At 72.4% G+C, this 25,182-nt stretch carries 3 protein-coding genes and 1 pseudogene; all 4 read left to right on the top strand.

All coding sequences use genetic code 11. The features are described from left to right. Window positions 1-11: 11 nt before the first annotated feature. Entirely contained in the window at window positions 12-980 is a 969-nt protein-coding gene (locus tag QH270_RS11960; RefSeq protein WP_280340919.1) for a bifunctional riboflavin kinase/FAD synthetase, read from the top strand. 128 nt (window positions 981-1,108) lie between these two features. Beyond that, on the top strand, window positions 1,109-1,378 hold the full coding sequence (rpsO, locus tag QH270_RS11955) for a 30S ribosomal protein S15 (RefSeq protein ID WP_110035787.1): 270 nt from the start codon (window positions 1,109-1,111) through the stop codon (window positions 1,376-1,378). Between the two features lie 383 nt (window positions 1,379-1,761). Then, window positions 1,762-4,038 carry a polyribonucleotide nucleotidyltransferase gene (locus tag QH270_RS11950; protein WP_280340917.1) on the top strand — a complete coding sequence of 759 codons (2,277 nt, stop codon included), beginning with the start codon at window positions 1,762-1,764 and terminating at the stop codon, window positions 4,036-4,038. 602 nt (window positions 4,039-4,640) lie between these two features. Beyond that, a pseudogene (locus tag QH270_RS11945) lies at window positions 4,641-25,016 on the top strand (non-ribosomal peptide synthase/polyketide synthase); the annotation flags it as partial. Window positions 25,017-25,182: the final 166 nt, after the last annotated feature.

Below are 25,182 nucleotides of genomic sequence, written 5' to 3'. Positions count from 1 at the left end.
GGCTTCGCTCTGTGCAGAGATGGCGAAGTCTCGACGATGTGCCCGCCGACTGGGGGCGCTGCGTCCTCACGATCGGCGTGTTCGACGGCGTGCATCGCGGACACGCGCAGCTGATCAGCCGCGCGGTGGCCGCGGCGCGGCGCCGCGGTGTCCCCTCGGTTCTGATGACCTTCGATCCGCATCCGATGGAAGTGGTGCGGCCGGGCTCGCATCCCGCGCAGCTCACCACCCTGACCCGGCGGGCCGAGCTCGCCGAGGAACTGGGCATCGATGTGTTCTGCGTGATGCCGTTCACCCAGGAATTCATGAAGCTCACCCCCTCGGGGTACGTGCACGATCTGCTGGTCGAACGGTTGCACGTCAGCGAGGTCGTAGTCGGGGACAACTTCACCTTCGGCAAGAAGGCCGCGGGCACCGTCGACACCATGCGCGAGCTCGGGCAGCGGTTCGGCTTCTCGGTCGACGGCGTCACCCTGCTCGGTGAGCACGCCGTCACCTTCTCCTCCACCTACATCCGCGCCTGCGTCGACGCGGGCGACATGGCCGCCGCGGCGGAGGCGCTCGGCCGTCCGCACCGGGTCGAAGGCGTGGTCGTGCACGGCGACGGCCGCGGTCGCGGCCTCGGCTTCCCGACCGCCAATGTCGCGCCGCCGATGCACGCGGCGATCCCCGCCGACGGCGTCTACGCGGGCTGGTTCACCGTGCTCGGGCCCGGCCCGACCATCGGCACGGCGGCGCCGGGCGAGCGCGCGATGGCCGCGATCTCGGTGGGCACCAACCCGACCTTCTCGGGCCGCGCGCGCACGGTGGAGGCGTTCGTGCTCGACGGCGAAGCCGACCTGTACGGCCAGCACGTGGCCGTCGACTTCGTCGAGCAACTGCGCGGGATGCGCAAGTTCGACACCATCGACGACCTGGTCGAGGCCATGGGCCGCGACGTGGAGAGCGCGCGCAAGGTCCTCACCGCCGCCGAGGCCTGAGGGCCGGTTCGAGGCACCGGCACGGGTCGAGTACAGTGGATCCTCGGGTTTGCTGCGGTCCGCGGTGGCGCCCACCCCGGGTAACCGGACCTTCGAGCGCGGAACTGAAAAAGAGGAGTCTTTGCCGCATGGCGCTGACCACTGAGCAGAAGTCGGCCATCCTGGCCGAGTACGGCCTGCACGAGAAGGACACCGGTTCGCCGGAGGCGCAGATCGCGCTGCTGTCGAAGCGGATCTCGGACCTGACCGAGCACCTGAAGAAGCACAAGCACGACCACCACACCCGCCACGGCCTGCTGGCCCTGATCGGTCGTCGTCGTCGCCTGTCGAAGTACCTGCAGGCCAAGGACATCGAGCGGTACCGCTCGCTGATCGAGCGTCTCGGCCTGCGCCGCTGACCTCGATCGACACGCCTCCTCGCTGAGGCGGTGACTCGATAGCCGACGAGAAGACGTACACTCTTCTCGTTGGCTATTCGTGTATTCGGCGACCATGGGGTTTCCGCGTGCACTACAACATGTGACAGCCGTGTGCATCCGTCCGCGTGGCGTCGGTCTTCGGTAGTGGCCTTTCGGCAGGTGTTCGCCGCCGTCGGGCTTCGATCGATGATCGCCTCCGCGTCGCCCTCTTCGGGAGTGTTCCACCAAGGGGAGAAGGCCGGGTGCTGCGCGTGGCAGCCAGGAGGGTTCCCACGTGTCCGTGTCCGGTACGGCTGACGAACAGCCGGTTCGCGCCCACATGGTGCTGCGCTCCGGCGAGACGAGAGGTCGAGAGAAGAAATATGACGCAGACAACTGAACGTACTTCGACCGCGGTCGAGGTCGAGCCCGGTGTTTTCGAGTCGGTCGCGCTGATCGACAACGGCAGCTTCGGCACCCGCACCATCCGCTTCGAGACGGGCCGCCTGGCCAAGCAGGCCGCGGGCTCCGTGGTCGCCTACCTGGACGACGAGACCATGCTGCTGTCGGCGACCACCGCCGGTAAGCACCCCAAGGACCAGTTCGACTTCTTCCCGCTGACGGTCGACGTCGAAGAGCGCATGTACGCCGCGGGCCGTATCCCCGGCTCGTTCTTCCGTCGCGAGGGCCGCCCCTCCACCGACGCCATCCTGACCTGCCGCCTGATCGACCGTCCGCTGCGCCCGTCGTTCGTCGACGGCCTGCGCAACGAGATCCAGGTCGTGGTCACCGTGCTGAGCCTGGACCCGCAGGATCTCTACGACGTGGTGGCCATCAACGCCGCCTCGGCGTCCACCCAGATCTCCGGCCTGCCGTTCTCCGGTCCGGTCGGCGGCGTGCGCGTCGCCCTGATCGGTGGCCAGTGGGTCGCGTTCCCGACCGTGGAGCAGCTCGAGGGCGCCGTGTTCGACATGGTCGTCGCGGGCCGCGTCACCGAGACCGGTGACGTCGCCATCATGATGGTCGAGGCCGAGGCCACCGACAAGGTCATCGCGCTGATCGAGGACGGCGCGCAGGCGCCCACCGAGGCCGTCGTGGCCGAGGGCCTCGAGGCCGCCAAGCCGTTCATCGCCCGCCTGTGCCGCGCGCAGTCGGACCTGGCGACCCTGGCCGCCAAGCCGACCGAGGAGTTCCCGCTCTTCCCGCCGTACGCCGCCGACGTGTTCGAGGCCGTCGAGGGCACCGCCAAGCGTGAGCTGAACGAGGCGCTGTCGATCGCCGACAAGCAGGCCCGCGAGGCCAAGATCGACGAGATCAAGCTGGACGTGCTCTCGCGGCTGGGCGAGGACTTCACCGGTCGCGAGAAGGAACTGGGCGCGGCGTTCCGCTCGGTCACCAAGAAGCTGGTGCGTCAGCGCATCCTCACCGACGGCTTCCGCATCGACGGCCGTGGTCTGGCCGACATCCGCGCGCTGAGCGCCGAGGTCGCCGTGATCCCGCGTGCCCACGGTTCGGCGCTGTTCGAGCGTGGCGAGACCCAGATCATGGGCGTCACCACCCTGGACATGGTGAAGATGGCCCAGCAGGTCGACTCGCTCGGCCCGGAGACCACCAAGCGCTACATGCACCACTACAACTTCCCGCCGTTCTCCACCGGTGAGACCGGTCGCGTCGGTTCGCCGAAGCGCCGCGAGATCGGCCACGGCGCGCTCGCCGAGCGTGCGCTGATGCCGGTGCTGCCCTCGCAGGAGGAGTTCCCCTACGCCATCCGTCAGGTCTCGGAGGCGCTGGGCTCCAACGGCTCCACCTCGATGGGTTCGGTGTGTGCCTCCACCCTGTCGCTGCTCAACGCCGGTGTGCCGCTGAAGGCGCCGGTCGCGGGTATCGCGATGGGTCTGGTGTCGGACACCGTCACCAACGACAAGGGTGAGGACGAGGTCCGCTACGTCGCGCTGACCGACATCCTGGGCGCCGAGGATGCCTTCGGCGACATGGACTTCAAGGTCGCGGGCACCCGTGAGTTCGTCACCGCGCTGCAGCTGGACACCAAGCTCGACGGCATCCCCTCGCAGGTGCTGGCCGGCGCGCTGAACCAGGCGCACGACGCCCGCACCACCATCCTGGACGTGATGGCCGAGGCCATCGCCACCCCGGACGAGATGAGCCCGTACGCTCCGCGCGTCACCGCGATCAAGATCCCGGTCGACAAGATCGGCGAGGTCATCGGGCCCAAGGGCAAGATGATCAACCAGATCACCGAGGACACCGGCGCCAACATCTCCATCGAGGACGACGGCACCGTGTTCGTCGGTGCGACCGACGGGCCCTCGGCCCAGGCCGCGATCGACGCGATCAACGCGATCGCCAACCCGCAGCTGCCGAAGGTCGGCGAGCGCTTCCTGGGCACGGTCGTCAAGACCACGGCCTTCGGCGCGTTCGTCTCGCTGCTGCCGGGCCGCGACGGCCTGGTGCACATCTCCAAGCTGGGCCAGGGCAAGCGCGTGGCCAAGGTCGAGGACGTGGTCAACGTCGGCGACAAGCTGCGCGTGGAGATCGCCGACATCGACAACCGCGGCAAGATCTCGCTGATCCCGGTCGAGGACGAGGCCGCGGCCGCCGACGCTCCGGCCGCCGAGGCCACCGAGGCCGCCGCCGAGTAACGCTCGCAGCGCACCTCTGCCGCGAAACCCCTCGCCGTATCGCACGGCGGGGGGTTTCGTGCTGTCCGGGGCGAGCGGCGAAAGTGGTGTGAATCACTGTGATGCAACGTTGATGCAACGTTGTTTCACATAGTGTTGCCGGACACAGTTCGCCGCAGTGCGGACGGCCGCCGTGGCACCTTCGGGACCGGCGGGTCCTCGACCGCCGCCGGGCTGGATGCCGACGGTTTGCTGGTCCCCGTGCGAAGCTGCCGGATTTCCCTCCCCTCGAGATTTTAGTGGAATCTGGTCCGGTTTATTACTGAACCGAATACGCTTCAGTCGTCTGCGGGCAGGGTGCCGGGTGTGTGGTCGACGATGGAGGTCTCCAGAGATAGCCGAGTCATAGCTGTCGGGAATGTATTCCCACGGCGGCGAGCCGGAGCGTGCTGATCGTGGCATAGCCGATCGCGCTGATCCCGGTGTACGAGGGCGGATTTCGGGCGGGGTGCCCGAGGTTGGCCGCCCGCGCCGATTCTGTTACCCCGGTGGGCCCGGGGAGTTCGAGAGTTGTTTCGCGGCCGCGCGGCCTCCCTGCGGTCGGTAGATGGAAGGCAGTCCAGATGACCAACACCACTCCGGCGCGCGCGGGAACAGAGCAGTTGGCGGCGTTGGTGGCGGCGGTGGCGGTCCTGGAGCCCGCGCGGATCGCGGTGGAGTTCGGTCCCACGTCGGTCTCGTTCGCCGACCTCGACGCCCAGCTCACGATGATGGCCGAGCTGACCGGTGGTGCGCTGGACCCGGAGTCCCTGGTGCAGGTGGTGCTCGCCGAACTGTTCCCCGGTGTGGTCGACGCGGCCGACGGGACCTTCGGCGCCCTGCTGGCCGCGCTCACCGACGAGGCGATGGCGGTCCTCGGTCTGACGGCGCCCACCGCGCCGACGCTGGTCGACCGGTTCACCGAGCAGGTGCACCGCACCCCGGACGCCGTCGCGGTGCGGTTCGGCGACACCGCGCTGACCTATGCCGAATTCGACACCAGGGTGCGGGCGTTGGCCGCCCGGCTGGTGGGGCTCGGTGTCGGCCCGGAGGCGCTGGTCGGCCTGGCGATGCGGCGCGGCCTCGACCTGATCGTGGCCGTGCACGCGATCGTGCGCGCGGGTGGCGCCTATGTGCCGTTGGATCCGGACCACCCGGTGGAGCGGCTGCGTTACGTGCTCGAGGTGGCCCGGCCGGTCGTCGTGGTGACGCGTGCCTGCGACGAACCGGAGCTCACCGGCTGCGCGATCCTGCGCACCGACGACATCGACTGGTCCGCGGCGCCGGCGGTGGTCGAGGGCGGCGCCGCCGCGGGCAACACCGCCTATGTCATCTTCACCTCCGGTTCCACCGGGCGGCCCAAGGGGGTCGCGGTCACCCACGGCGCGATCGTGGCGAATCTGGACTGGCGGCAGCGCCGGTATCCGTTGTCGACGGCCGACGTGGTGCTGCAGAAGACCCCGTACACCTTCGACGTGTCGGTGTGGGAGCTGTTCTGGCCCTTGCAGATCGGTGCCGAGCTGGTGGTGGCCGAGCCGGGCCGCCACGGCGATCCGGCCTATCTCGCCGCGCTGATCGCCGAGCACCGGGTGAGCGTCACGCACTTCGTGCCGTCGATGCTGGCGGCGTTCGTCGGCGAGCTCGCCGAGTCGCCGGTGGATCTGGCGTCGGTGCGGCTGGTGTTCGCCTCCGGTGAGGCGTTGCCCGCCGCCACCGCGGCCCGCCTGCGCGCGCTGTCGGGGGCCGCGCTGCACAATCTGTACGGTCCCACCGAGGCCGCGGTCGATGTCACCGCGCACGAGGTGACCGCCGCCGACGAGGTCTCGGTGCCGATCGGTGGCCCGGCCGACGACACCGGCCTGCTGGTGCTCGACGAGAACCTCGACCGGGTGCCCGCCGGGGTGGTCGGCGAGCTGTATCTGTCGGGCGTGCAGCTGGCGCGCGGCTACGTCGCACGGCCGGGGCTGACCGCCGACCGGTTCGTGGCGAACCCGTTCGGCGTGCCCGGCGAGCGCATGTACCGCACCGGTGACCTCGTTCGTGAGCTGGGCGGCGAGCTGGAGTACCTGGGGCGCACCGACTTCCAGGTGAAGCTGCGCGGTCTGCGGATCGAGCTGGGGGAGATCGAGGCGGTGCTGGCCGCGCATCCGCGCGTGGGCAATGCCGCGGTCGTCCTGCACCGGCACGCGGCGGGGGAGGCGCTGGTCGGCTATGTGGTGAGTGTCGACGGCGCGGTGCTCGACGAGGCCGAGCTGGCCGCGCACGCGAAGGCCTCGATGCCGGAGTACATGGTGCCCTCGCTGTTCGTCCAGCTGCCCGCCATGCCGATCAATGCCAGCGGCAAGCTCGATCGGAAGGCGCTGCCGGAACCGGACTTCCGGGCGGCGGCCGCCGAGTTCCGGGCGCCCGGCACCGCGACCGAGCGCGCCGTGGCCGACCTGTTCGCCGAGCTGCTCGGGGTCGAGGCCCTCGGCGCGGACGACGACTTCTTCCGCCTCGGCGGCAACTCGCTCGTCGCGACCCGCGCCATCGCCCGGTTGCAGGCGAGTTTCGGTGTGCGGGTGGATGTCCGCGACTTCTTCGACAGCCCGACGGTCGCGGTGCTGGCCCAGCTGATCGAAGACGGGCAGGTCGACGACCAGCCCGCGCTGGTGGCCGGGCCCCGTCCCGCCGTGCTACCGCTCTCGCCCGCGCAGCAGCGCATGTGGTTCCTGAACCGCTTCGATCCGGACTCCGGCGCGTACAACATCCCGATCGCGGTGCGCCTGTCCGGCGCGCTGGACCTGGCGGCGCTGCGTGCGGCGGTCGGCGACCTGATCGCCCGGCACGAAGTGCTGCGCACGGTGTATCCCGAGGTGGACGGGGTGGGCACCCAGCAGGTGCTGTCCACCGCGGCGGCACTGCACGCCCTCGCCTCCCCGGTGCGGCCGAGCGCAGACGGGGTGCACGACAGCCAACACGGCACCGCCGCCGCGGGAGTGCGGCCGCACCGCCGGGGAGACTCCGTCGATGATCCAGCGGGAGACACCGGGGTCGCTGCGGATGGCGGCGCTGATCGCGGTGCGTCCGAGCCGTCGGCGCAGCACGCCGCCACGTCCGCGACCGGGGACGAGAGCCTCGGCGGATGGCCGGGGCCGGGAACCGCTGTCGGCGTCGAGGGCGCCGTCGATACCGGATGGCCGGGCGCGGGGACGGCGATCGGCGTCGCGGCCGGACCAAGCGACCACGGCGGGCCGTCGGCCGAGCCTCGGCTGCTCACCCCGATTCGGGTGGCCGCCGAAGAACTTCCGGTGGAGCTGGCGGCCGTGATCGGCGCCGGGTTCGACGTGATGGCGGCGCCGCCGCTGCGGGTGCGGCTGTTCGAAGTCGACGGCGACCATGTGCTGGTGCTGGTGGTGCACCACATCGCCGCCGACGGATGGTCGGCCGGTCCGCTGGTACGCGACACCATGGCGGCGTATCAGGCTCGGACCGAGGGATCGACTCCGGCGTGGGCGCCGCTGCCCGTGCAGTACGCCGACTACACGCTGTGGCAGCGCGAGCTGCTCGGCGCCGAAGACGACGCCGAGTCCCACGCGGGACGCGAGATCGCCTACTGGCGAGCGGCATTGGCGGACCTGCCCGACGAGACGGGCCTGCCGACGGATCGACCCCGGCCCGCCGTCGCCTCCCTGCGCGGTCGGCGGATCGGCTTCGAGCTCGACACCGAACTGGTCGCTGGGCTGAATTCCGTTGCGGCCGACCAGGGGGCGACCCTGTTCATGGTGCTGCACGCGGCACTGTCGGTGCTGATCGCGCGGCTTTCCGGGAGCGCGGATGTCGCGATCGGAACCCCGGTCGCCGGGCGTGGCGCCGCCGAACTCGACGACGTGATCGGCATGTTCGTCAACACCGCCGTCCTGCGGACCCGCGTGGACGGCGCGGAATCGTTCGCCGAACTGCTCGGCCGGGTCCGTGCCGACGATGTCGCGGCGTTCGCGCACACGACCCTGCCGTTCGAGCGGCTCGTCGAGGTGCTCGCCCCGGCGCGCTCGGCCGGGCGGCACCCGCTGTTCCAGGTGGCGCTGTCGCTGCTCAACCTGCCACCCGCCACTTTCGAACTTCCCGGCCTGCGCGCCGCGGCCGTCGACCTGCCCTACGACATCGAGAAGTTCGATCTCTCGGTGACCCTGCGCGAGACCGCCGGCAGCCTGTCCGGCGAATTCTCCTACGCCACAGATCTGTTCGACGAGCCGACCGTGTCCGCCATGGTTCGCCGCTTCACCGGCCTGCTCGCCGCGATCGCCGCGGCGCCGACCAGGGCGGTCGCGGACCTGCCGCTCCTGCTCGACGGCGAACTCACCGCCCTGACCACCCGGCACGGCGGAACCGTCACGCCCGCACCACTACTCCCGGAGCTGTTGTCGCGCGCTGCCGCCGATCCCGCGGCCGTGGCGCTGCGCGACGGTGATCGCACGCTGACCTACGGCGAACTCGACGCCGCCGCCACCCGCCTCGCGGCCCGGCTGACCGCCCAGGGCATCGGCCCCGGCGACATCGTCGCCGTGAGCATTCCCCGCTCCGCCGCCTCCGTCACCGCCGTCTGGGCCGTCGTGCGATCCGGCGCGGCGTTCCTGCCGGTCGACCCCAACTACCCTGCCGACCGGATCACGCACATGCTGGTGGATTCCGGTGCGGCAGCGGGCATCACGGTCGCCACGTCGCGCGAGTCGCTGCCGAGCACCGTCGATTGGCTCACCCTCGCCGCCGACGCGGACTTCGCCGAACCCAGCGTCGCGGACGAACCCGCCGCCGAGGTGGGTGCGGTGACGGCCGGCCTCGAAGCCGATCGCATCGCGGGTGCCCCCGCCACCCGAGCCGGATCTCTCGACGCCGCGGAGGCCATCGCAGCGGCGAGTACGCCAAGGGCTCAGGGTGACTCGACCGGCCTCGAGGTACGGCACGAGAGGGCACTGGATCCGCGCGATCCGGCGTATGTCATCTACACCTCCGGCACCACCGGTCTGCCCAAGGGCGTGGTGATTCCCCATGGCGCCGTCAGCACGTATGTGGCCGTGCAGACCGAGCGGTACCTGGCGGCCCCCGATGCGCGGGTGCTGCACGTGGCCTCGCCGTCTTTCGACATCTCGGTCGCGGAACTGTTGCTCACGGTGAGTGCGGGCGCGACCATGGTGATCGCGCAGCCCGGCGTGTTCGGCGGGGCGGAGCTGGGTGAACTGCTGCGGGTCGAGCGGGTGACCCATGTGATCATCACGCCCTCCGCGCTGGCGACCGTCGACCCGACCGGCCTCGCGGACCTGCGGGTGGTGGTCGTCGGTGGCGAGGCGTGCCCGGCGGAGCTGGTGGCGCGGTGGACCGCCGCGATCCCCGGCCTCGTCTTCCGCAACGGGTACGGCCCGACCGAGACGACCATCGTCACCAACATCAGCGAACCGCTCACCGCGACGACGCCGATCACGCTGGGTGCTCCGGTGGAGGGGACCACGGAGCTGGTGCTCGACGAGCGGCTGCGTCCGGTGCCGGTGGGCGTGGTCGGTGAGCTGTACATCGCCGGGCCGCAGCTGGCGAACGGCTATCACCGCAGGCCCGCGCTGACGGCGGGACGATTCGTCGCCGATCCGCACGGCGCGCCGGGGGAGCGGATGTACCGCACCGGCGACACCGTGCGCTGGGTCCTGCGCGACGGTGCCTACGATCTGGAATACCTGGGCCGCAACGACTTCCAGGTGAAGGTGCGTGGCTTCCGGATCGAGCTCGGCGAGATCGACGCCGTCCTCGCCCGCCACACCACCGTCGACTTCGCCGCCACCCTCGGACACCGCACCGAGGCCGGCGCGACGGTGCTGGTGTCGTACGTGGTTCCGGCGGCCGGCGCTGTCATCGATGCCGGTGCGCTCACGGCGCATGTCGCCGCGCACCTGCCAACGCACATGGTGCCCGCCGCGATCGTCGCCCTCGACAGCGTCCCGCTGACTCCCGTCGGCAAGCTCGACCGGTCCGCGTTGCCCGCGCCGGTGTTCGCCGCGGCGGCCTATCGTGCGCCCGAGACCAACGCCGAACGGGTGGTCGCCGGAGCGTTCGCCGAGGTTCTCGGCGTGGACCGGATCGGCCGCGACGACGACTTCTTCGACCTCGGCGGCACGTCACTGCTCGCCACCCGGCTGATGGCCAGGATCGGCACCGACCTCGACCTGCGCGTGCCGGTCCGCCAGCTCTTCGACACCCCCACGGTGCTCGCCCTCGCCGCCGCCGTGGACCGACTGCGCGGCACCGGCTCCGGCCCGGCCCTGGTCGCCGGGCCACGCCCCGAGGTGCTGCCGCTCTCGCCCGCCCAGCAGCGCATATGGTTCCTCAACCGCTTCGACCCCGGTTCGGCCACCGACAACATCCCCCTGGCGGTACGCCTCACCGGCTCCCTCGACCTGGCAGCGCTCCAGGCCGCACTGGTGGACGTCGTGCGCCGCCACGAGGTCCTGCGGACCCGCTACCCGGAGCGTGACGGCCGCCCCACGGCCGAGATCCTCGCCGCCGACGGCCTGCTCCCCGAAGTCCTGCCGCGCGTCGTCACCGGCGCATCACTGCCCGACGCCGTCCGCGATGCCGCCACCACCGGCTTCGATCTGACGATCGACGTTCCGATCCGCACGACGCTCCTGCGCATCGCGCACACCTGCGCGACGAGCGCGGATGTCGTCGCCGCGACCGAGCGGGACACCGACGCCGCGGTGACACGCGACCTGGTGCACGCCCACCGGGACGGTTCCGGTGGCGTCGCGGCGGCGCCGCTCGGCGACGATGCCGAATACGTGCTGGTGATCGTGCTGCACCACATCGCCGCGGACGGGTTCTCGTTCGGGCCGCTCGTGCGTGACGTGCTCGTCGCCTACCGTGCGCGGACGGCCGGAGAGAACCCGCGGTGGACGCCGCTGCCGGTGCAGTACGCCGACTACGCGGTGTGGCAGCACGCGGTGCTCGGCGACGCGGAGGATCCGGAGTCGGAAGTGGCTCGACAGCTGAGGTTCTGGGCGGACACGCTCGACGGTGCGCCGGAGCAGCTGGAATTGCCCGCCGATCGGATCCGGCCCGCCGTGGCCTCGCGGCGCGGTGACACGCACCCGGTCGCGATCGATGCCGAAACGCACCGCGCGCTGGCCGAATTCGCCAGGGCGCGGGGTGTCACCGTGTTCATGGCGGCACACGCCGTGTTCGCGGCGCTGCTGGCGCGACTGTCGGCGACCACCGATATCGCGATCGGCACGCCGGTGGCGGGACGTGGCGACCGAGCGCTCGACGATCTCGTCGGCATGTTCGTCAACACCCTCGTGCTGCGGACGGAGGTCGCGCCCGGTCTGCCCTTCACCGAGCTGGTCGCGCGCGTGCGCGAGACCGACCTCGCCGCTTTCGAACACGCCGACGTACCGTTCGAGCGGCTCGTCGAGGTACTCGACCCGGTGCGCTCCACCGCCCGCAACCCGCTGTTCCAGGTGATGCTGTCGCTCAACGAGGACACGCCGGGCGCGGCGTCCCTGCCGGGTCTGGCGGTGAGCGGAGTCGAGCTGCCGACCGCTGTCGCCAAGTTCGATCTGGAGCTCACTCTCACCGAGCATCGGGACGAGACCGGCGCTCCCGCCGGGATCTCCGGGGCGTTCGTCTACGCCACCGACCTGTTCGACGCGGCCACGGTGGCCGGTTTCGCCACCCGGCTGCACCGGCTGCTCGGAGCTGTTCTTCGCGACCCCGCGCGCCCGGTCGGCGATATCGATCTGCTCGATCCGGCCGAGTCCGCCGAGATCCGCATCGCGTGGAACGCCACCCGCGCGGCCTTCGACGAGACCGCGACGCTGCCCGCGCTGTTCGCGGCGCGCGCGGCCGAGACGCCGCACGCGCTCGCCGTGGTCGCCGATGAGTTCGAATCCGGCGCAGACGGATACGTCGCGCTGACCTACGTGGAGTTCGCCGCACGAGTCGCGCAGCTGGGGCGGTACCTGATCGGCCTCGGCGCGGGTCCGGGCTCGGTCGTCGCGATCGCGCTGCCACGCGGACTCGATCAGGTCGTGGCCGTGCACGCGGTTCTCGCCTCGGGCGCCGCGTATGTTCCGGTCGATCCCGATCATCCGGCCGACCGGACCGCGTATGTCCTGGCGTGCACGGCACCTGTCTGCGTGCTGACGTCCACCGAACACGCGGCGTCCGTGGGTGAGCCGGCCATCGCGCTCGACGCGCTCGACCTGTCGGACCTGCCGGACCACCCGATCGCCGACGGCGAACGACTCGCCCCGCTGCGTCCCGGGCATCTCGCCTACGTGCTGTTCACCTCCGGCTCGACCGGCAGGCCGAAGGGCGTGGCGGTGCCGCATCGCGCCGTGGTGAATCAATTGCTCTGGCTACACAGCGAATACGTCCTCACGCCGGACGACGTCGTGCTCCAGAAGACTCCGTTCACCTTCGATGCTTCGGTGTGGGAGCTGCTGTGGCCGTTGCTGGCCGGCGCGCGCCTGGTGCTGGCCACCGCCGACGGCCACCGCGACCCCGCCTATCTGGCCGAGGCCACCGCACGCCACCACGTGAGTGTCGTGCAGTACGTGCCGTCCGTGCTGGCGGCGGTCGTCGGGGAATCGGCGCCGAGCGATTCGCTGCGCCTGGTCTTCGCGGGCGGCGAAGCGCTCACCACCGAGCTGGCGCAGCGGGTGCGGGCCGCCGGGGCGCGGGTCGTCAACCTGTACGGGCCGACCGAGACCGCCATCCAGATCACCACCCATGAGGTGGGCGCCGAGTCGACCGCGGCGGTCCCCATCGGGACCCCGGTCGCCAATACCCGTGTGTACGTCCTGGATTCGCGGCTGCGGCCGGTCCCGGCCGGTGTTCCGGGCGAACTCTATGTCGCGGGCGCCCAGCTCGCCGACGGCTACCACGCGCGCCCGGACCTCACCGCCGAACGGTTCGTCGCCGACCCCTTCGGCACCGGCGAACGCCTCTACCGCACCGGCGACCTCGTCACCTGGCGTAGCGGCGCCGACGGCCCGGCCCTGCACTACCTGGGCCGCACCGACTTCCAGGTCAAACTGCGCGGCCTGCGCATCGAACCCGCCGAGATCGAGGCGGCCCTCGCCACGGTCCCCGGGGTCCACCGCGCCGCCGTCCTGGTCCGTTCGGACGCCGACCGCCCCGACCAGCTGGTCGCCTACATCGTGCCGACGGCTCCGACCGCCCCGACAGCCCTGACCGCCGCCGATACGGAGGTCGGGGCCGCCGCAGGCGCTGGCCTGCCGGAATCGCGAGTGGTCCGCGACGGTGCGGCGGCAGCGCGCCGCGGACGTCTCGATGCGCCCGGCCGCGACGGCGACCCGGTGGTGTCGAGGCGCGGCGCTGCGGGCTCGCACGCGGCGGGCGAGGCGGCGAGCTCCGCACCGTCCCCCGCGGAGCTGGACGCGGCGGTGGCCGCGGTCCTCCCGTCGTACATGGTGCCCGGGGCGTACGTCTTCCTCGACGAGCTGCCGGTCACCTCGTCGGGCAAGCTCGATCGCCGCGCGTTGCCCGCGCCCGGCCTGCCGGAACGTGAATACCGCGAACCGGTGACCGCCACCGAGCGGATCGTGGCCGAGACCTTCGCCGGCGTGCTCGGCGTGCCGCGGGTGGGCGCCACCGACGACTTCTTCGCCCTCGGCGGCAACTCACTGGTCGCCACCCAGGTGGCGGCCCGGCTCGGGACGGCGCTGGACGCGCGGGTGCCGGTGCGTGAGCTGTTCGAGGCGAGCACGGTCGAGGCGCTCGCGGCCCGGCTGGACGCGCTGTCCGGAACCGGCAGCAGGCGTGGTCCGGTGGCCGGGCAGCGGCCGCAGCGGATTCCGCTCTCCCCGGCCCAGCAGCGGATGTGGTTCCTGCACCGCTTCGACCCGGACTCGACGGCCTACCTCATCCCGGTCGCGATCCGCCTCAGCGGCGACCTCGACATCACGGCCCTGCGTGGCGCGCTGGGCGACCTGGTCGACCGGCACGAGACGCTGCGCACGACCTACCCCGAATTCGACGGGCAGGCCACCCAACTCGTCGGCGCGTCGTTCGTGCCCGAGCTGCCCCTCACCGAACTCACCGCCGACGCGGTACCGGCCGCCGTCGCCGCCGCGCTGCGCGGTGGCTTCGACATCACCACCGAGGTACCGGTGCGCGCCCGCCTGCTGCGGGTGACGCCGACCGAGCACGTGCTGGTCCTCGTCGTGCACCACATCGCGGCCGACGGCTGGTCGATGGCCCCGCTGACCCGCGATCTGGTGACCGCCTACGCCGCCAGGGCCGCAGGCGCCACGCCACGGCTGCCCGCGCTGGAACTGCACTACGCGGACTACGCGCTGTGGCAGAGCGAAGGACTCGGCAGCGCCGACGATCCCGCCGCGCCGCTGGCCCGTCAGCTCGCCTACTGGACCGACCGGCTCGCCGGTCTCCCCGACGTGCTCACCCTGCCCGCCGACCGCCGCAGGCCACTGATCGCCACCCACCGCGGCGCCACCTTCACCACCGCCCTCGACGCCGAGCTCCACCGGGGTATCGGCGAGCTCGCCCGGTCCCGGCGCGCCACTCCGTTCATGGTGCTGCACGCCGCGCTCGCGGTCGTGCTCGCGCGCCTGTCGGCGGGATCCGACATCGTGGTCGGCACACCGGTCGCGGGTCGTGGACACCGCGAACTCGACGACATCGTCGGCATGTTCGTCAACACGCTGGTGCTGCGCGCGCACGTCCGCGCCGACGACCCCTTCGCGGATCTGCTCGACCAGATCCGGGCGAACGACCTCGATGCCTTCGACCACGCCGACGTGCCGTTCGAGAGTCTCGTCGACGCTGTCAATCCGGCACGCTCGCAAGGCTATTCGCCGCTGTACCAGGTGTCGTTGGCGCTGCAGAACCAGCGCGTCGGCGCCTTCGAACTGCCCGGCCTGACGCTCTCGGCGGTGGAACTGCCGGACGCTCCGATCGCCGTGGACCTGGACTTCACCTTCGTCGACCACTACGCGACCGACGGCACCGCCGCCGGGCTCGACCTCGAACTGCGCTACGCCACCGATCTCTTCGACGCCGACACCGTCGCCGAGCTGGTCGCGATGCTCGAACGGGTACTGCGTGCCGCGATCACCGCACCGGGCACCGCCGTGGGGGATCTGTCCCTGCTCGACGGCGCCGACCGCGCCGCCCTGCTGGCGGGCCCGCACGGCGATATCGCGCCACTCGATCGGCCCCTCGGCGAACTCGGCGTGCGCGCGCCGCTGGCCGCGCTGCTGCTCGACGCGGCCGCCGCCCGTGACCCGCACGCCGTCGCCGCCGTGGCCGACGGCGCGAAGATCACCTATGGCGCGCTGGCCGCGCGCGCGAACCGCTTCGCCCGCAGGCTGATCGAATGCGGTGTCGGACCGGAGACCGCCGTGGCCGTGGCGATACCGCGCGGCATCGAACTGCTGGTCGTCCTGCACGGGGTGCTCGCAGCGGGCGGCGTGTACGTGCCGATCGATCCGGCCCAGCCCGCCGACCGCATCGGGCATGTGCTCGCCACGGCCGCGCCGCGCCTGGTCGTCACGGCGCGGGCGGGCGATCTCGACCACGTCGACAGCGGCATCCGCTCCGCCACCGCCTCCGTGCACTTCGCCGCCGCCTCCCGCTCGGGATTCCCCGTGCTGACCGTCGCCCAACTCGAGGACCCGGCCCGGCCGCCCGCGCACGGCGGCCCGGTCACCGACGCCGAACGGCTCGCGCCGCTGCGCCCCGACCACCCGGCCTACGCGCTGTTCACCTCCGGGTCCACCGGTCTGCCCAAGGGCGTGCTGGTCTCGCATCGGGCGCTGGTCAACGAATTGTGCTGGCTGCGCGGCGAATACGAGCTCACCGCCGCGGATCGGCTGCTCCAGCGCGCGCCGCTGACCTTCGATGTCTCGCTGTGGGAACTGCTGTGCCCGGCGCTGCTCGGCGCGACCCTGGTCCTGCTGCGACCCGGCGGCCATCTCGACCTGGCCTATCAGGCGCGGGTGATCCGCGAACAGCGGGTCACGGTGGTCGAATTCGTGCCGTCGGTGCTCGCCGCCATGCTCGCCGAGGGACTCGCCGACGACCTGCGCGGGCTGCGGATGCTGCACCTGGGTGGCGAGGAGCTGCCCGCCGCGCTGGCATCGACCGTGCTCGCGAGCCTGCCCGCCGAACTGCACAACACCTACGGCCCGACCGAAGTGGCGATCACCAGCACCTTCGGGCAGATCACCGCGCCGGTCGAGCGGACCGAGCTGCCGATCGGCAGGCCGACCTGGAACGTGCGCGCCTACGTCCTCGACGAGCGGCTGCATCCGGTGCCGGCCGGTGTCACGGGTGAGCTGTATCTGGCGGGCGACCAGCTCGCGCGCGGCTACCTGGGCAGGCCCGAGCTGACCGCGGATCGGTTCGTCGCCGACCCGTTCGCGCCCGCGGACGCGGCGGGCACGCGCATGTACCGCACCGGTGACCTCGTGCGCCGCGATCGCGACGGCGCGCTGGTGTACCTGGGCCGCAACGACTTCCAGGTGAAGATCCGTGGGTTGCGGATCGAACTGGGCGAGATCGAGGCGGCGCTCGGCGACGCCCCCGGTGTCACCCACGCGACCGTGGTCCCGGCGACCGACGACGCCGGGCGGCAGTGCCTGGTCGGCTATGTCGCCGGCACGGTCGACGTCACCGTGGTGCGCGCGCACGTCGCCGCCCTGGTGCCCGCCTACATGGTCCCCGCGCACCTGGTGGTGCTCGACACCGTCCCGCTCAACGCCGCGGGCAAGCTCGATCGCGCGGCCCTGCCGCCCGTCGACCTGTCCACCACGACCGCCTACGTGGCGCCGCGACCGGGCCCGCAGACCGTGCTGGCGGGGGTGATCGCCGACCTGCTCGGGCAGCCGCGCATCGGCGCCGACGACGACTTCTTCGCCGTCGGCGGCAACTCCCTGCTCGCCATGCGGCTGGTCGCCCGCGCCAACGCGGCACTCGGCTGTGCGCTGGACGTGCGCGATGTGTTCGACGCGCCGACCGTCGCCGGCCTCGCCGAACGCGCTGTCGGCGACGGTGCGTCGTGGCCGCCGCTGACCGCGGCCGAGCCGCGCCCGGAGCGAATCCCGCTGTCGCTGGCGCAGACCCGGCTCTGGCTGCTGAACCGGATCGATCCGGACTCGGCCGTCTACACCCTGCCGATCGCGTTGCGCCTGACCGGCGACCTGGACACCGAGGCGCTGTGGGCGGCGCTGCGTGACGTGCTCGCCCGGCACGAATCGCTGCGCACCGTCTTCCCCGAGGACGGTGACGGGCCGACCCAGGTCGTCCTCCCGGTCGACGCGGTCCTGCCCGCCGCCGCCGTCCGTGCGGTCACCGACACGACGCTGCCCGAGGTGATCGGCGAGATCGTCGGCGCGGGCTACGACCTCACCATCCAGCCTCCGGTGCGCGCCGCACTGCTCCGCCGCGCCTGCGGTGCGCCGCGGCCGGGCGGTCCGCGCGCGTCCGATGGTGCTGCGGGTGTCCCAGCGAGCGCCTCCCCCGACAGCGCGCGGGCTGGCGACGGCGACAGTGCTGACCGCGACGGTGCTGAGTGCGGCGTGGCTGAGCGCGACGGTGCTGACCGCGGCTGTGCTGAGTGCGACGTGGCTGACCGCGATGGTGCTGAGCGCGACAGAGCGCTGATCGAAGCCCGCGTGCCCGGGCACCCGTCGCCGAGGGAGGACCGTCCCGCGCCCGCCGACGACGTGGAACACATCCTGGTACTCGCGGTCCATCACATCGCGGCCGATGGCGTGTCGATTACCCCGTTGGCACGGGATCTGATCACGGCGTATGTCGCGCGGGGCGCGGGGAGCGCGCCGGCGTGGGAGCCCCTGCCGGTGCAGTACCCCGACTTCACGCTGTGGCAGCACGCGGTGCTCGGTGACGCGGCCGATCCCGCGTCGCGGCTCGCACGGCAGCTGGCGCATTGGCGCGACGAATTGACCGGTCTCGCACCGGTTCTGGAACTCGCCACCGATCGGCCGCGGCCCACGGTGCGCAGCGGCGAAGGTGCGGCGGTCGGATTCGACGTGCCCGCGGACGTCGCCGCCGGGATCGAGGAGCTGGCGCGTCGACACGGCGTGTCCACGTTCATGGTGGCGCACGCGGCATTCGCGGTACTGCTGTCGCGCCACGGCGCGGGCTCCGACATCGCGGTGGGCACGCCGGTCGCGGGCCGGGCCGATGCCGCGCTCGACGACCTCGTCGGCATGTTCGTCAACACGCTCGTCCTGCGGACCTCCATCGACGGTGGCGCCGGGTTCGCCGAGCTGCTCGCACAGGTGCGCGCCGCCGACCTGCGCGCCTTCGCCCACGCCGACCTGCCCTTCGAGCGGCTCGTCGACGACCTGAATCCGGTGCGTTCCACGGCCTATTCGCCGATCGTGCAGGTGATGCTGGCGTTCGAACACCGCGACGACACCACGATCGACCTGCCGGGTCTGCGGGTCGAGGCCTACGATCTGCCCGCCGCGACCACCCAGTTCGATCTGTCCCTGGCACTCACCGAGACCGGCGGCGCCGCAGGCGAACCCGGCCTGCGCGGCTGGCTGCGCTACGCCACCGACCTGTTCGACGCCGAGACGGTCACCGCCTTCGGCGACCGTTTCGTGCGCATCCTCGCGGCGGTCGTGGCCGACGACACCGCGCCCGTCGGCGCGATCGACCTGCTCGATCCCGCCGAGCTCGCCCAGCTGGCGACCTGGAACGACACCGCGGCGCCCCTGGACACCGACACGACGCTGTACGCCGTGTTCGCGGCGCAGGCGCGCCGGACACCCGATGCCGTCGCGCTCGAGTTCGAGGGCGAACGACTCGGATACGGCGAGTTCGCCGCTCGCGTCGCCCGGCTCGGCCGGTGGCTGATCGGCGCGGGCGTCGGGCCCGGCGCGGTCGTCGGTGTCGGCCTGCCGCGCGGCATCGAGCTGCTGGTCGCGATCTACGCGGTCCAGGCCGCGGGCGCCGCCTACCTGCCCCTCGACCCCGAGCACCCGGCCGACCGGACCGCGCATGTCCTCGCCACGGCGGCACCGGTTCTCGTGCTCGCGGGGCCCGAATTCGCCACCGCCGTGGACGTGGTGGATCCGGCGGGACTCGACCTGTCCGGGTTCTCGGCGGAGCCGGTCACCGACGCCGACCGGCTCCGCCCGCTGCGCGGCGCCGACCTGGCGTACGTGCTGTTCACCTCCGGCTCGACGGGCAGGCCGAAGGGCGTCGCGGTCACCCACACCGCGATCGGCAACCGGCTGCGGTGGATGCAGGACACCTACCGGCTCGACGCCACGGCCACCGTGCTGCAGAAGACTCCGATCACCTTCGACGTCTCGGTCTGGGAACTGTTCTGGCCCTTGCGGATCGGCGCCACCCTGGTGATCGCCCGCCCCGACGGGCACCGCGATCCCGCCTATCTGGCCGAGCTGATCACCCGCACCGGCGTCGACGTCGCGCACTTCGTGCCGTCGATGCTGGCCGCGTTCCTCGCCGAACCCGCTGCCGCGCACTGTGTCTCGCTGCGCCAGGTGTTCGCCTCCGGGGAAGCCCTGCCCGCCGCCGACGCCCAGCGGTTGCGCGCGCTGGTCCCCGGCGTGGCCGTCCACAACCTGTACGGGCCGACCGAGGCCGCCGTCGACGTCACCTTCCACGAGGTCACCGACGCCGACACCGTCACCGTGCCGATCGGCGCGCCGGTCGCCAACACCGCCCTGCACGTGCTCGACGCGCGCCTGCGCCCGGTTCCGCTCGGCGTGCCCGGCGAGCTGTACCTGGCCGGTGTCCAGCTGGCTCGCGGCTACCTGAACCGTCCCGACCTGTCCGCCGACCGCTTCGTGGCCGACCCGTACGGAGCGCCCGGTGCCCGCATGTACCGCACCGGCGACCTCGTCGTCCGCACCCGCACCGGCGAACTGGAGTACCTGGGCCGCACCGACTTCCAGGTGAAGCTGCGCGGCCTGCGCATCGAACTAGGCGAGATCGAGACCGCGCTCACGGGCCTCGACAGCGTCGACCGCGCGGTGGTCACCGTGCGAGACGACGGCACCGGCGACTACCTCACCGCGTACCTCGTCCCGGCTGTCGGCGCGATTCCCGTTGTCACCGGCCGAACTGCCGACGACGGCGACGGCAGGGAAGCCGGTCCCGGTGCCGAGAGTGTTGCCGGTCCCGGACAGCACGTGAGCGGCTCCGCTGGCAGTGTCGCCCACTGGGCCGCTACCTCCGCCGGTGCTGATGCCGCTGCCGCTACCTCCGCCGATGCCGGTGCCCGTGCTGGTGCCCGTGTCGTCGCCGACGCCGACGCCGACGCTGATGCCGGTGCCGACACTGCCGGTGTCGATTTCGCCGCCGCCCGTCGACCGGCGATCGATCTCGACGGCGTGAAGGCCGCCCTGCGGCAACTGCTTCCGGCCTACATGGTGCCCAGCGCCTTCGTGGTGCTGGACGCGCTGCCGGTCAACTCCTCCGGCAAACTCGATCGCCGGGCCCTGCCCGCGCCGGAACTGACGGCCCGTGAGTTCCGTGCTCCGGCAACGCCCTCGGAGCACATCGTGGCCTCGGTGCTCGCCGAGGTCCTCGGGGTGGAGCGGGTCGGCGCCGACGACGACTTCTTCGACCTCGGCGGCAATTCGCTGATCGCCACCAGGGTGGCCGCGCGACTCGGCGCCGCGCTGGACCGGCGGGTGCCGGTCGCGCGGATCTTCGAAGCGCCCGTCGTGTCGGCGTTGGCCGCGGCGGTGGACGCCGCCGAGAGCACCACTCGGCTGCCACTGGTGGCGGGGGAGCGGCCGGAGCGCATCCCGCTCTCACCGGCGCAGCAGCGGATGTGGTTCCTCAACCGCTTCGATCCGGAATCGGCCGGCTACAACGTGCCGATCGCGGTGCGGTTGACCGGCACGCTCGACATCACGGCACTGGCCGCCGCCGTCGACGATCTCGTCGCACGGCACGAGGTGCTGCGCACCTACTATCCGGAGACCGCCGACGGCCCCGTGCAGCACATCCTGCCCGCCGCCGAAGCCGGTGTCGCCCTGCGCGTTCAGCCGATCGCGGCCGACGACGTCGTCGCTGCCGTGACGGCGCTGGCCGCCACCACGTTCGACGTCACCGCCGGGGTGCCGTGGCAGGTGGTGCTGTACCGGATCGGCGACGACGCCGCGGTGCTGGCCATGGTCGTGCACCACATCAGCGCCGACGGGTCCTCCGTCCCGCCGCTGGTGCGCGATCTGATGACCGCCTACCTCGCCCGCCGTGACGGCACCGCGCCGCACTGGACACCGCTGCCGGTGCAGTACGCCGACTACGCCCTCTGGCAGCGCGCGATCCTCGGCGACGAGACCGACCCCACCTCCGTCGCCGCCCGCCAGCTCGACTTCTGGCGCCGCGAACTCGCCGATCTCCCCGACGAACTCGCCCTGCCACTGGACCGGCCACGACCCGCTGTGCGCACCCTCGCGGGTGGCACGGTGCCGATCGCCGTCGACGCCGCCACCCACGCCCGCCTGAACGAACTCGCCAAGGCGGCGGGCGCCACCCTGTTCATGGTCGTGCACACCGCGTTCGCCGCCCTGCTCGGCCGGCTCGCGGGCAGCCGCGACATCACCGTCGGCGCCCCGGTCGCCGGACGCGGCGAGGCCGTGCTGGAAGACCTGATCGGCATGTTCGTCAACACACTGGTGTTCCGCACCCGGCTGGCGCCGGGGGAGACCTTCGGCGAACTGCTGACCCGGCAGCGCGGCACCGACCTCGCGGTGTTCGCCAACGCCGAGGTTCCGTTCGAACGTCTCGTCGAGGTGATCGACCCGGCGCGGTCCACCGCCCGGCATCCGCTGTTCCAGGTCGGATTCTCCTTCCAGAACTTCGAGCGCGCCGAACTGGCCCTGCCCGGGATCACCGTCTCGGCGGTGGACACCGACAGCGCGCTGTCCCAGTTCGACCTGCACCTGATCGTCAGCGACGAGCACACCGCCGACGGCGCGGCCGCCGGCATCACCGGCGTGCTCACCTACGCCCACGACGTGTTCGACACCGAGACCGCGGCGTCGATCGCCGGCCGCCTGGAACGCCTGCTCGGCGCGATCGCCACCGCGCCGCACGCGCCGCTCGACAGCATCGACGTGCTCGAAGCGGCCGAGCGGACCCGCATCCTCACCACGTGGAACGCCACCGCACACGAGATCGACCGCGCCGCGACGCTGCTCACGCCGTTCCAGGCCAGGGCCGGCGCCGACCCGGACGCGACCGCTCTCGTGTCCGAGGACATCACGCTCACCTACGGTGAGCTCGACGCCCGCGTCAATCGCCTCGCCCGGTACCTCCTGGGTACCGGAGTCGGCCCCGATGTCCTCGTCGCACTGGCGATCCGCCGCTCCATCGACCTGGTCGTCGCGATGTACGCGGTCGTCACCGCGGGCGGTGCCTACGTGCCGATCGACCCCGATCACCCGGCCGACCGCATCGCCCTGGTGCTCGAGACGGCGCGCCCGCAGCTGGTGCTGACCACCGTGCGAGACGAATTCCGCTCACCGGCAGCGGGTTCCGCAACCGGTCGATCGCTGCCCGGCGTCCACGACGCCACCGGCTCGTCCGGCAGCCACTCCCCGGCCGCAGTGGCGGAGGGCTCGCCCGGTACCCATGGGTCGTCCGCGGAAACCGGCTCCGGGGCGGATGTCGGCCCGCGGGTCGTCGTCCTCGACGACATCGACCTGTCCGGGGTGGCGTCGCACCCCGTCGCCGCCACCGAACTCCGCGCACCCCTGCGGGATTCGCACCTGGCCTACGTGCTGTTCACCTCCGGCTCGACCGGCAGGCCCAAGGGCGTGGCCATGAGCCACGCGGGCATCCGCAACCAGCTCGCCTGGCTGCTCGACCGGTACGGGCTCGACAGCGGTGATGTGTACCTGCAGAAGTCCGCGGCGACCTTCGACCTGTCGGTGTGGGGCTACTTCGCGCCGCTCGCCGCGGGCGCGACCCTGGTCCTCGCCGCCCACGACGGCCACCGCGACCCGCTGTACCTGGCCGAACTGGTCGCCGCGCACCGGGTCACCGTGGTCGACTTCGTCCCGTCGATGCTGGCGGTGTTCGCCGCGCACGCCACCCCCGATCAGCTGGCGAGCCTGCGGCTGGTCCTCGCCATCGGTGAAGCGCTCACCCCCGAGACGGTCACCGCACTGCGCGCGAGTTCCGGTGCGGCCGTGCACAATCTGTACGGCCCGACCGAGGCCGCCGTCTCGGTCACCGCCTGGCCCGCCGACGCGGCGAGCGGGCAGACCGTGCCGATCGGCGTGCCCGCGTGGAACACCCGCGTCTACGTCCTGGACGAGCGGCTGCGCCCGGTCGCACCGGGTGTCGCCGGCGAGCTGTACCTGGCCGGCGAGCAGCTGGCGCGCGGCTACCTCGGCAGGCCCGACCTGTCCGCCGACCGCTTCGTCGCCGACCCGTACGGCCCGGCCGGCGCGCGCATGTACCGCACCGGCGATCTGGTGCGCTGGACCCGCGACGGGGTGCTCATCTACCTGGACCGCATCGACTTCCAGGTGAAGTTCCGCGGTCAGCGGATCGAACTCGGCGAGATCGAGACCGCGCTGCGGTCGCTGCCCGCGGTGAGCCAGGCCGCGGCGGTGGTGTCGGCGAGCCCGACCGGTGACCGCCTCGTCGGCTATGCCGTGCCGGAGCCCGGCGCCGACCTCGATCCGGCGCGGCTGCGGGCCGGGGTGGCGGCGGCGCTGCCGTCGTACATGGTGCCGTCGGTCATCGTGGTCCTCGATGCGTTCCCGCTCAACACCTCCGGCAAACTCGACCGGAAGGCCCTGCCCACGCCCGAATTCGTGGCCAGGCCGTTCCGGGCACCGGTCACCGCCGTCCAGCGGGCCGTCGCCGAGGTCTTCGGCGCCGTGCTCGGCCGCGAGCACGTCGGCCTCGACGACGACTTCTTCGAGCTCGGCGGCAACTCCCTCGTCGCGACGAGGGTGGCGGCCCGCCTCGGCGCCGCCCTGTCGACCAGGGTGCCGGTCCGGGCCCTGTTCGAGGCGAGCACCGTCGCCGACCTGGCCGCCGCCCTGGCCCACCGTGCCGGATCGGGGGCAGGCCTCGCGTTGACCGCGGGCCCGCGCCCGCACCGGGTTCCGCTGTCGGCGGCCCAGCAGCGGATGTGGCTGCTCAACCGCCTCGATCCGGATTCGGCGGCCTACAACATCCCGATCGCGGTGCGGCTGCGCGGTGACGTCGACGCCGACGCGCTGGCGGCGGCCGTCACCGATGTGCTCGACCGGCACGAGGTGCTGCGCACCGCGTACCCCGCCGTCGACGGCATCGGGCACCAGGCGGTGTGGCAGTTCGTGCCCACCCCGGTCGTGGAGACGGTCGATCCGATCGCGGTGCCCGCCGTCGTGGCCGCCGAGATCGGTCGCGGCTTCGACGTCACCGCCGCCCCGCCCGTGCGGGTGCGGGTGCTGCGGTGCGGCCCCGACGAGGTCGTGTTGGTCGTGGTGATCCACCACATCAGCGCCGACGGTTTCTCGGCCGGACCGCTGCTGCGCGACACCACCGCCGCCTATCTGGCGCGCCGGGCCGGGATCGAACCGGGTTGGGCGCCATTGGAAGTCCAGTACGCCGATTACACCCTGTGGCAGCGCGCGGTCCTCGGCGACGAGCGGGATCCCGCCTCGCTCGCCGCCGGGCAGGTGCGCTTCTGGCGCGCCGAACTCGACGGCCTGCCCGGGCTGCTCGAACTCCCCACCGACCGGCCGCGTCCCGCGGTCGCCTCACACCGGGGCGCGAGCGTGGACCGCGAGGTGCCGCCGGGGATCTGGCAGCGCGTCGGGCAGTTGGCCCGGCGGGCGGAGGCCAGTCCGTTCATGGTCGCGCACGCGGCGCTGGCCGCGCTGCTGGCCCGGCTCAGCGGCAGCGGTGACATCGCGATCGGCATCCCCGTCGCCGGGGGGGGGGGGGGGGCGGGGCGCGGCCCGGGGGGGGGGGGGGGGGGGCGCCCCCCGGGGGGGGGCCCGCGGGGGGGGGGGGGGGGGGGGGGGGGGGGGGGGGGGGGGGCCCGCCCGCGGGGGAAAAAATAGGGGGGGGGGGGGGGGGGGGGGGGGGGGGGGGGGG

It is taken from the genome of Nocardia neocaledoniensis, assembly GCF_029868625.1.
In the GTDB taxonomy this organism is placed as follows: Bacteria; Actinomycetota; Actinomycetes; order Mycobacteriales; family Mycobacteriaceae; genus Nocardia; species Nocardia neocaledoniensis_A.
The sequence above is the reverse complement of the archived record's forward strand: the minus strand, read 5'-3'. Positions and strand labels throughout refer to the sequence as shown.